Below are 9,736 nucleotides of genomic sequence, written 5' to 3' on the forward strand. Positions count from 1 at the left end.
GGTCGAAGCCCATTACCTGGACAGCGACCCGAGCATCATCACCCGCATGGCCGAGGCCTTGGCCGAGTGGTTTCCGGGCCACACCGCCAGCATGGACGCGGGCTTGGCGGCGCACCTCCAATCGGTGGGTTTTGACAGCGCCACCGAAACGCTGGCCGACCCATCGGTCATTCAAAACGTGACCATGTCGGGCTGCGGCAGCGTCAGCTGCAGTTAAACCCAACCCAAGCCTTGAACCGCTTGCCACCCCCATGGCCAGCCCCCTGCTTGCCCAAGCCTCTCATAGCCAACAGGGAGCGGGCTGCAAAAGCTCACTGGGGCTGAATACCTGCGGTCTTGATGACGCGGCTACAGGGCTGGCGCACAGTCTCAGACTGCAGGGCTTGCAACATCGAAGTCTCCGGGTGAAATGGTGATAAGTGACAGGTGATAAGTGATGCAGGCTTCAGGGCATCGGGGGTTCAGGTGATCGGTGCGGGGTTGAACAGCACCAGCGCGTTGTGCAGCTTCCAGTGCTCGGCCCAGGTCTTGCGGCCGCTGGCCACCGCCAGCATCAGGTGGAACAGCTCCCAGCCCATGTCCTCGATGCTCAGGCCTTCGTCGGCGATGCGCCCGGCATTGAGGTCCATCAGGTCGTGCCAGCGCCGGGCCAAGTCGCTGCGCGTGGCCACTTTGATGACCGGGCATTCGGCCAAGCCATAGGGCGTGCCGCGCCCGGTGGTGAAGACGTGCAGGTTCATGCCTGCGGCCAGTTGCAAGGTGCCACAAATGAAGTCGCTGGCGGGCGTGGCCGCAAACACCAAGCCCTTTTGCTCGGGCCGGAGTTTTTCGCCGGGTGACAACACGTGCGCGATGGCCGAGCTGCCGCTTTTGACGATGGAGCCCATGGCTTTTTCGGCGATATTCGACAAGCCCCCGGCCTTGTTGCCGGGTGTGGTGTTGGCGCTGCGGTCGACTTGGCCGCGCGCCAAATAGCGGTCATACCAATCGAGTTCGCGCACGATGGCCTGCGCCACCTCGGGGCTGGCGGCGCGTTGGGTGAGTTGCTCCACCGCGTCGCGCACCTCGGTGTTTTCGCTGAACATGACGGTGGCACCGGCGCGCACCAGCAAATCGGCCGCAAAACCCACGGCCGGGTTGGCGGTCACGCCCGAGAAGGCGTCACTGCCCCCACACTGCACCCCCACCACCAAGGCGCTGGCGGGCAAGGTCTCGCGCCGCCGGGCATTGAGCCGCTCCAGATGCGGCCGGGCACTTTGCACAATGCTGTCCAGCATGGCCATGAAGCCCACATGTTGCGCGTCTTGCAGGCACACGGTGTGCGGTCCATCGCTGGCTGAGCGGGCATCGGTGATGGGGAAACTGCCCGGTGGCAACAAGCGCTCGGGTTGCAGCTTTTCGCAGCCCAAACTGACCACCATGAGCTCGCCGCCAAAATTGGGGTTCAGGCTGATGTGGCGCAGCGTGCGGATCGGGATGATGGCGTCCGGCGCGTCAATCGCCACGCCGCAGCCGTAGCTGTGCTCCAGGCCCACCACGCCATCCACCTGCGGGTACAGGGGCAACAACTCGGTCTGAATACGCCGCACCGCCTGCGCCACCACACCGGCCACACACTGCACCGTGGTGGTGATGGCCAAGATGTTGCGTGTGCCCACGGAACCATCGGCGTTGCGGTAGCCCTCAAAGGTGTAAGCGGTCAAGGGCGCTTGCACCGGGGCGGGCACGGTGGCCATGGGCAAATCGCTCAAGCTGCGGGCCGCAGGCATGCGCAGCAGGCGCTCTTGTACCCAGCGGCCGGGCGCGATGTCTTGCGCTGCGTGGCCAATCGTGACGTTGTAACGGCGCACCGCTTCACCCTGGGCCAAGGCCACCAGCGCGACTTTGTGGCCCTGGGGCACCTTGTCCAGCAGCACCAAGCCGCCGTCCAAGACCGTGCCCGCGGGCAAACCACCGTCGTTGACCACGATGGCCACGTTGTCTGCGGGGTGCATGCGCAGCACGCGGGGGCGCGGGGGCTGCGAACTTGTTGTTGTGGGTGCCGAACCGGTCGGCTGCGCATCGCTCATGGCAACACCTCCACCCAATTGGGGCCTTGGCCCACGTACAGGCGTTGCGCCAGGTGCAATTGGCCGGTGTGCGGGTCGATGGCCAAACGGCTCAGGTGGTGCGACAACTGCCCCACCACCATCAACTGCTGGCCTGTGGGGTCGATGGCGAAACCCCGGGGCTGCGTTTCCACGGCGGTGTGCCCCTGCGCGGTCAGCAGGCCGGTGGCCGCATCCACGCTGAAATGCGCCAAGGTGCTGGAGCTGCGCTCGCTGGTGTACAAATGCCGCCCATCGGGCGTCAAGTGCAGGTCGGCCGCCCAAGGCTTGCCCACAAAACCCGGCGGCAAAATGCCCAGCGTCTGCAGCGTGCGCAAACTGCCCGTGTCCGCCTGCCAGGCCAACACGTCCAGCGTGCCGTCCAGTTCGTTGAGCAAGTAAACAAAGCGCCCGGCAGGGTCAAAGCGGCAATGCCGGGGGCCAGCACCTGCACGGGCCTGCCACTCAGCGTGGGGGGTCAACAGGCCGGTGGTGGCGTTGAACGCCAAGACCATCAACACCCCGCTGCCTAAGCTGGTGGCCAGCACAAAACGGTTGCAGGGCGAGGGCAACACCGCGTGGGCGTTGGGACCCGTGGGCAACACTTGCTGCACCGCGCCCACCGTGCCATCCAAGGCCACAGGGCTGACCGTGAGTTGCGCCCCTTGGTAGGAGGCTGCGAACACAAAACGCCCCGTGCGGTCGGTGCTCACATAGGCCATGCTGGCGGGCAAAGGGGCTTGGGCCAACACCGTCAGATCGCGTGTCGCCGGGTCGATGGCCAATGTGAGCACCGCCATCGGCTCGCTGCGCCGCACCGCGTACAACCGCTGGCCATCTGGGCTGAGCGCCATGGGCATCAGGTTGCCACCTACAGGCGTTTGGCTTTGCAGGTGCAGCGTGCCATCGGCCTGCAGGTGCAGCACCGCGATGTCGCCGCTGTCGGCGTTGGAGACATAAACGTGGGTCATGGCATCAAAAGCTCGGAGCTCGCAGGGTTAAAAAGTCATTCAATGGCACGGGTTTGGGCTTTGGTTTGGGCTTTGGTTTGGGCTTTGGTTTGGGCTTTGGTTTGGGCTTTGATTCAGGCCTCAAAACCATACACCTTGGCTGGGTTGTGCACCAAAATTTGGGGCAAGTCTGCCGCACGCGCGACCCAACTGCCCAACAGGTTCAACAGCTCGGCATTGTTCGGTGCGGGCTGTTGGTTGGGGTGTGGCCAATTGCTGGCCCACAGGCAGCGCTCGGGGTAATGCCGCGCCAAGTGGCGTGCCAACAATCCCACATCGGCGTAATGCGGTGCCCCCAGGCGTGAGGTTTCGTAAGGGGCTGACAACTTGACCCACACCCGGCCAGTGTCCAGCCAGCGGCACAGGGCTTGGAATGCGGCGTCGTCGGTGCTGCCTGGCGGCACCAAAAATTTGCCCGTGTGGTCCAACACCACCGGCAACTGCAGGCTTTGCAGCCAGGGCAGGCGCTGCAAAAAGTCGCAGCCGTTGAACTGCACATTCAGATGCCAGCCCCACGGCCCGATTTTGGCGGCCAGCGGGGCCAAGGCCTCCCAGCCCAAGGGGCCACCGGGCAACATCATCATGCGCACGCCGCGCACGCCTGCTGCATGCAGGGCCTGCAATTGTTCGTCGCTCACGCTGGGGTGCAGCATGACCACAGCACGCGCACGGCCGGGCATGCTGGCCACAGCGGCCAAGGTGCAGCGGTTGTCAAAACCATAGCCCGTGGGCTGGACCACCACCACCCGCGTCAAACCCAGGGCTTGCTGCACCCGCGCGTAGTCGCTCATGGGCGCGTGCGGCGGCTTGAAGGTGGCGCTGGGCGCCAAGGGGTAGGCGTCGTCGTAGGCGTGCACATGGCAGTCGCAAGCCCCATCAGGCAAGTCAAATGATGGCGCTCTCATAACGCGCTCATGACGCGCTCATGGCGTACGCCGCTTCAGCAAGCGCCAAGCGCTGGCTGCGTTGACCGCGCCCTTGGGCACCCGCCCCTGCAAAATGGCCGTGGTTTGGTCCACGGTTTCCAGGGCTTGGTGCGCAATCGCTTGGGGCGTGAGCCCACCCACATGGGGGGTGGCCAGCACGCGAGGGTGTTGCGCCAATGCAGGTGAGGGCATTTGGTCTTGGGCACGCCCCACGTCCAAGGCGGCACCGGCCAGCAAACCGTGATCCAAAGCGTGCAACAAGGCCTGTTCGTCGACCAATTGTCCACGCGAGGCGTTGATGAAAAATGCCGTTTTTTTCATCAAGGACAAAACCGAGCCATTGACCAAGTTTTCGGTCTCGGGCAAAGCGGGGGCCAAGCACACCACATGGTCAGAGCAGCGCATCAAATCGGCCAGGCTCAAGGACGCTATCCCCAACTCTTGGGGCCGTACAAACGGATCGTGCACACACACCCGCATGCCAAAGGCCAGTGCCAAGCGGGCCACATGCCGCCCAATTTCGCCATAACCCACGATGCCCAGACAGGCACCGCGCAGCTCTGCGCCCATCCGGGGTTCGGCTGCCAAACCCTGGCGGTAGGCCATGGCCGATGGGGTGATGTGGCGGCTCAAATTGAGCATCATGCCCAACACCCATTCAGACACCGAAGGCCCAAAACCTGGACTGGCCTGTGTCACCAACACACCGTGTTGGCTTGCAGCGGCCACGTCGATGCTGCGGATGTCCACCGCACAACGCACCGCCGCCAGCAGCTGGGGCACGGACTCAAAAAACAAAGCGTCCAAGGGCGTTTGCCGATAGGCGATCAGCACCGTGCACTGACGCGCCGCCGCAATCAACTCGGCGCCAGACCAATCGTGTGGATCAGGGTTGAGGTGGACCGTGGCCACTTGGCGCAAGCGGTGCAGCGCCAAGTCGCCAAAATACGTGGCCAATCGCCCCGCAGGATGGGTGACCAGCACGTTTGGCTTTGCCATGGCGAACTTTCACAAACCCATGCTTCGGGGCAACCACAAGGAAATTTGCGGCACAAAGGTCACCAGCATCAGCACGGCCAACAAAATGATGAAAAACGGCTTCATGGCCGTCGCCACTTGTTCGATTTTGAGTTTGGCCACCGCGCTGCCGACAAACAGCACCGCCCCCACAGGTGGCGTGATCAAACCGATGCCCAGGTTGATCATCATGATCATGCCAAAGTGCACCGGGTCTACGCCAATGCTTTTCATCACAGGCAACAAAATCGGCGTGAGGATCAAGATCAAGGGGGCCATGTCCATCAAAGTGCCCAGCACCAAGAGCATGACGTTCACACACAACAAAATGACCCAGGCCTCGGTGCTGATGGCGGTGAATATCTGGGTGATCTTCAGCGGGATCTGCATCAAGGTCATGATGTAGCCAAAGCTGGCCGCAAAGCCGATCAAGATCATCACGATGGTCACGGTTTTCACCGTGCGGTGCATCAGCTTGGGCAGGTCTTTCCACTTGTAGTCGCGGTAGATGAACATGGTCACAAAAAAGGCCCAGAGCACCGCGATCGAGGCCGACTCGGTGGCGGTGAACACGCCGCTCAAGATACTGCCCAAAATGATGCCCATGGTGGCCAGCCCCCAGAGCGCTTCGACACAAATTTTGAGCGCCTCTTTGAGGGGGATGACGCGGCCCTTGGGGTAGTTTTTTTGCCGCGCCACATACAGGCAATACAAGGCTAAACTCAGGCCCAGCAACAGGCCCGGAAACACCCCGGCCATGAACAAGGCCGCCACCGACACCGTGCCGCCCGCCGCCATCGAAAAGATCACCGCGTTGTGGCTGGGCGGAATCAAGATCGCCTGCACCGAGCCGCTCACCGTCACGGCGGTCGAAAACGGGCGCGGGTAGCCCTTTTTTTCCATTTCAGGAATCAGCACCGAGCCGATCGAGGCCGTATCGGCCACCGAAGAACCCGAGATGGCACCAAAAAAAGTGGATGCCAAAATATTCACCAAAGACAGCCCGCCCCGGACAAAACCGACCAAGACCCCGGCAAAGGCCACCAAGCGGCGCGACATGCCGCCCTCGGCCATGATGGCCCCGGCCAGCACAAAGCAGGGAATGGCCAACAGCGAAAACTTGTTGACGCCGCTGGCCATCTGAATCATCACCGCGTCCAGCGGCAGATCGATCCACACAGCGCCCAGCAAAGCCGCCAAGCCCAGCGCATAGGCCACCGGCATGCCCACCAACATCAGCAACACAAAACTGCCAATCAACACCAAAGCATCCATGGTCAAACGGCCTGCGCTGGGGCGCTGGTCTCTCGGTCAATTGAAATCACAACGCGCTCGTGTGCTGGCCCGTAGACCAGCACCTCGAACACAAAGAGCAGGGTCAAGAAGGCCCCCACGGGCAAGGGCAAATAAGTCCAGCCCACAGCCAACCAAGGCAAATCAGCCAAGGTCTGCCCCATCGTGCCCAGCACCAGCTTGCCGCCCCAGAGCATCACAAAAACACAAATGACCAACATCAGCCAATGCACCAACTGCGCCAAGACCTTTTGCATGCCCACAGACAAGCGCTCAACCAACATGCCCACCGCAATGTGCCCGCCGGCTCGGTAGGCCGCAGCAGCGCCCATGAAGGTGAAGGTCACCATCAACAACACCGCCACCGGCTCTGGCCAACTGGAGCCCGTGCCCAACACATAACGGGCAAAAACACCCCAGGGGATGATCAGGCTCATGAACAAAATGGCCAAACCCGATACCCAAATACAGGCCAGGTAAAGTCCGTCAAAAAAGCGCAGCATGGTGCATGACCCCCACGGTGTTTTGAAAACCAAAAAGGAACGGGGCAGGCCCCGTTCGCCAGCGGCGGTCAGACCACCGCTTGGCCCGCATCACTTGACGGCTTCAATGCGCTTGATCAACTCGGCGTAAGGCGCGCCGTACTTGGCACGCACAGGGGCTGTGGCATCATAAAAGGGCTTTTTGTCAACCGCCTTGAACTGGATGCCCGCCGTTTTGAGCTTGGCGCTGAACTCGGCCACGCTCTTGTCCCACAGCACGCGTTGCTCCATTTGCGCCTCACGCGAGAACTTCATCACACTGGCTTGATCGGCTGGGGTCATCTTGTCCCAGGTGACCTTGGACATGACGAAAATCTCAGGGATGATCAGGTGCGTGGTCTGGGTGTAGTACTTCACCCCGGTGGAGTACTGGTTGGACGTGAACAAAGTGGGCGGGTTGTTTTCGGCCCCATCCACCACGCCGGTTTGCAAAGCACTGTAGACATCGTTGTGGCCCATGCTGATGCCGTTGCCACCCATGGCGTTCAAGGTGTCCACAAACAAAGGGTTGCCCATCACGCGGATCTTCAGGCCCTTGAGGTCGGCCGGTGTCTTGATTTCTTTTTTGGTGTAGAGGCTGCGTGAACCGCTGTCCATGAAGCCCAAAGCAACCAAACGAGCGGGGCTTTGGGTGATCTTGTCCAAAATTTCCTTGCCCACCGGGCCATCGATGACGGCGCGCATGTGCGCCTCATCGCGGAACACAAAAGGCATGTTGAAGACGTTCACGTCGGGCACCACCGGACCGAGGATGCCCAAGGAGATGCGCGCGATCTGAATGGCGCCGACCTGTGTCTGCTCCACCACCTCTTTTTCAGAGCCCAACACGCCACCGGGAAACATTTGCAACTTGAAGCGCCCGCCTGTGGCCGCCTCCAATTTTTTACCCAGGTTTTCCACCGCGACCACGTTGGGATAGCCCGCCGGGTGGACATCTGAGGCCTTAAGCACGGTCTGCGCCGAGGCCGATGACATGACGCACAAGGCCACAACGGCAGCCGCAGTGGACGAGAGGATTTGACGACGAAAAATCATGTGAGTAACTCCTGTGATGGGTGGGGTGCAATTGCACGCGGGCTGGGGTGCAGAAAAAAACAGACACAGCCGAGTCATCAGTCATCGTACAATTGAAACACCATTATCACCGACCGCAACCGCATCAACAGCTAGGGATAACCCATGGACACAAGCACGCCCGCATTGCGCAAACCCGCCAGCTTGGGCATTCAACTGGTGGGCGCTTTGACCGAAAACATCCGCAGTGGGCGGCTCCAAGCGGGCGACAAACTGCCCACCGAAGCCGCCATCATGAAAGACTTTGGCGTCAGCCGCACCGTGGTGCGCGAGGCCATCTCCCGGTTGCAAGCCTCTGGCTGGGTGGACACGCGCCACGGCATTGGCACCTTTGTGTTGCCGCAAAGTGAGCACCCCTCCTTTCGCATCAGCGCCGAGCACATGGGCACTTTGCGCGAAGTCATTGCGCTGCTGGAGTTTCGCATCAGCGTCGAGACCGAAGCGGCCGCACTGGCCGCCTTGCGCCGCACCGACGAGAATTTGCGGGTCATGCAGTTGGCACTTCAGGCGTTCACGCTGGCGCTGGAAGCCGGTCACGACGCGGTGGCAGCCGACCACCAATTGCACCAAGAAATTGCCCGCGCCACGCAAAATCACCACTTCACAGACCTGATGCACTCCATGGGCACCGGCGTCATACCCAGGGCCAGAATCAGCAGCATCCTGAACACCGACCCTGAACGGCAAAATTATTTGCGGCGCGTGCACCAAGAACACGAAAGTATCTACAACGCCATCGCAGAGCAAGACGTCGAGGCCGCGCGCGCCGCCATGCGCACCCATTTGGCAAACAGCCGCGAGCGTTTGCGAAAAAGCGACCCAGACAACCATTGACCCACCCACAGCCTGCAAGCTCAGGTTTTCCCCAGTTGAAAATACGCCCTGAGGTTGTACGATGTCTTTTAACCTTCACCCAATGCCCATGAGCCACAGCGCCCTCCCCCTGCCACCTGCGGTCACCCCTGTCGTCACCCGCATGCAAGTCATCCCCGTGGCCGGCCACGACGGCATGCTGATGAACCTGAGCGGCGCCCACGGGCCGTTTTTCACCCGCAACATCGTCATCCTCAGCGACTCAGCAGGGCGCACAGGCGTGGGCGAGGTGCCCGGCGGCGAAAAAATTCGCCAAACTTTGGAAGAGGCCAGCGCGCTGGTCGAAGGCCAACCGATTGGCCACTACAACGCCGTGCTCCAGGCCATGCGCCAGCAGTTTGCCGACCGCGACAGCGGGGGCCGAGGCCAACAGACCTTTGACCTGCGCACCACCATCCACGCCGTCACGGCGGTTGAAAGCGCCCTGCTCGATTTGCTGGGCCAGCACCTGAACGTGCCTGTCTGCGCCCTCCTCGGTGAAGGCCAACAGCGTAGCCGCGTGCAAGTGTTGGGCTATTTGTTTTATGTCGGTGACCGCCTGCAAACCGACCTGCCCTACCGCAGCGAACCCGAGCAAGCCGACGACTGGCTGCGCCTGCGCCACGAAAAAGCCATGACGGCCGAGGCCGTGGTGCGTCTGGCCGAGGCGGCCCAGGCCCGCTATGGCTTTCAAGACTTCAAACTCAAGGGCGGCGTGCTGCGCGGCGAAGAAGAGGTCGAAGCCATCGTGGCTTTGCACGAGCGCTTCCCACAAGCCCGCATCACGCTGGACCCCAACGGCGGCTGGCTGCTCAAAGACGCCATTCGCCTGTTGCACGACCACCGCAGCACCATGGCCTATGCCGAAGACCCCTGCGGCGCAGAAGGCGTGTTCTCGGGCCGCGAAGTCATGGCCGAGTTCCGCCGGGCCACCG

At 61.9% G+C, this 9,736-nt stretch carries 9 protein-coding genes and 1 pseudogene; 3 read left to right on the forward strand and 7 right to left on the reverse strand.

Translation table 11 applies throughout. The features are described 5' to 3' along the window. Positions 1-217 (forward strand): annotated as a pseudogene (locus ACIQ39_RS16705) (hypothetical protein); the annotation flags it as partial. Between the two features lie 244 nt (positions 218-461). Here ACIQ39_RS16705 and garD read toward each other — a convergent pair. From garD to ACIQ39_RS16740, 7 genes are all read right to left on the reverse strand, one after another. Then, the gene (gene garD, locus ACIQ39_RS16710; protein ID WP_396435738.1) at positions 462-1,994 is read right to left on the reverse strand and encodes a galactarate dehydratase; all 1,533 of its coding nucleotides are present in this window, start codon (positions 1,992-1,994) and stop codon (positions 462-464) included. Between the two features lie 71 nt (positions 1,995-2,065). After that, positions 2,066-3,058, reverse strand: coding sequence for a lactonase family protein (locus ACIQ39_RS16715; protein ID WP_396435730.1), 993 nt, complete (start codon positions 3,056-3,058; stop codon positions 2,066-2,068). Between the two features lie 113 nt (positions 3,059-3,171). Beyond that, entirely contained in the window at positions 3,172-4,002 is an 831-nt protein-coding gene (locus tag ACIQ39_RS16720; RefSeq protein WP_396435731.1) for an amidohydrolase family protein, read from the reverse strand. 18 nt (positions 4,003-4,020) lie between these two features. Beyond that, positions 4,021-5,022 (reverse strand): NAD(P)-dependent oxidoreductase, encoded by a 1,002-nt coding sequence (locus tag ACIQ39_RS16725; RefSeq protein ID WP_396435732.1) that lies wholly within the window; start codon positions 5,020-5,022, stop codon positions 4,021-4,023. Positions 5,023-5,031: 9 nt separating this feature from the next. Further along, positions 5,032-6,315: a TRAP transporter large permease gene (locus tag ACIQ39_RS16730; RefSeq protein ID WP_396435733.1), complete on the reverse strand. Its 1,284-nt coding sequence runs from the start codon at positions 6,313-6,315 to the stop codon at positions 5,032-5,034. Positions 6,316-6,317: 2 nt separating this feature from the next. Then, complete coding sequence (locus ACIQ39_RS16735) at positions 6,318-6,836, reverse strand: TRAP transporter small permease (protein WP_396435734.1); 519 nt, start codon at positions 6,834-6,836, stop codon at positions 6,318-6,320. 90 nt (positions 6,837-6,926) lie between these two features. Next, a complete protein-coding gene (locus tag ACIQ39_RS16740; protein ID WP_396435735.1) occupies positions 6,927-7,910 on the reverse strand; it encodes a TRAP transporter substrate-binding protein in 984 nt (327 codons plus the stop codon). Positions 7,911-8,054: 144 nt separating this feature from the next. On the opposite strand from ACIQ39_RS16740, the gene ACIQ39_RS16745 reads away from it, so the two are divergent. Together ACIQ39_RS16745 and ACIQ39_RS16750 are read left to right on the forward strand one after the other, a co-directional pair. Further along, complete coding sequence (locus ACIQ39_RS16745; protein ID WP_396435736.1) at positions 8,055-8,783, forward strand: FadR/GntR family transcriptional regulator; 729 nt, start codon at positions 8,055-8,057, stop codon at positions 8,781-8,783. Between the two features lie 88 nt (positions 8,784-8,871). Continuing rightward, positions 8,872-9,736 (forward strand): enolase C-terminal domain-like protein (locus tag ACIQ39_RS16750; RefSeq protein WP_396435737.1); only part of this gene is annotated, 865 nt, incomplete at its 3' end.

The sequence above is a fragment of the Limnohabitans sp. genome (genome assembly GCF_044361645.1).
Lineage (GTDB): Bacteria > Pseudomonadota > Gammaproteobacteria > Burkholderiales > Burkholderiaceae_C > Limnohabitans_A.

What these genes read in the sequence shown, in the direction of transcription:
- garD (WP_396435738.1), bottom strand. Translation starts at nt 1,994, where the DNA reads ATGCACCCCGCAGACAACGTGGCCATCGTGGTCAACGACGGTGGTTTG.
- ACIQ39_RS16715 (WP_396435730.1), bottom strand. Translation starts at nt 3,058, where the DNA reads ATGACCCACGTTTATGTCTCCAACGCCGACAGCGGCGACATCGCGGTG.
- ACIQ39_RS16720 (WP_396435731.1), bottom strand. Translation starts at nt 4,002, where the DNA reads ATGAGAGCGCCATCATTTGACTTGCCTGATGGGGCTTGCGACTGCCAT.
- ACIQ39_RS16725 (WP_396435732.1), bottom strand. Translation starts at nt 5,022, where the DNA reads ATGGCAAAGCCAAACGTGCTGGTCACCCATCCTGCGGGGCGATTGGCC.
- ACIQ39_RS16730 (WP_396435733.1), bottom strand. Translation starts at nt 6,315, where the DNA reads ATGGATGCTTTGGTGTTGATTGGCAGTTTTGTGTTGCTGATGTTGGTG.
- ACIQ39_RS16735 (WP_396435734.1), bottom strand. Translation starts at nt 6,836, where the DNA reads ATGCTGCGCTTTTTTGACGGACTTTACCTGGCCTGTATTTGGGTATCG.
- ACIQ39_RS16740 (WP_396435735.1), bottom strand. Translation starts at nt 7,910, where the DNA reads ATGATTTTTCGTCGTCAAATCCTCTCGTCCACTGCGGCTGCCGTTGTG.
- ACIQ39_RS16745 (WP_396435736.1), top strand. Translation starts at nt 8,055, where the DNA reads ATGGACACAAGCACGCCCGCATTGCGCAAACCCGCCAGCTTGGGCATT.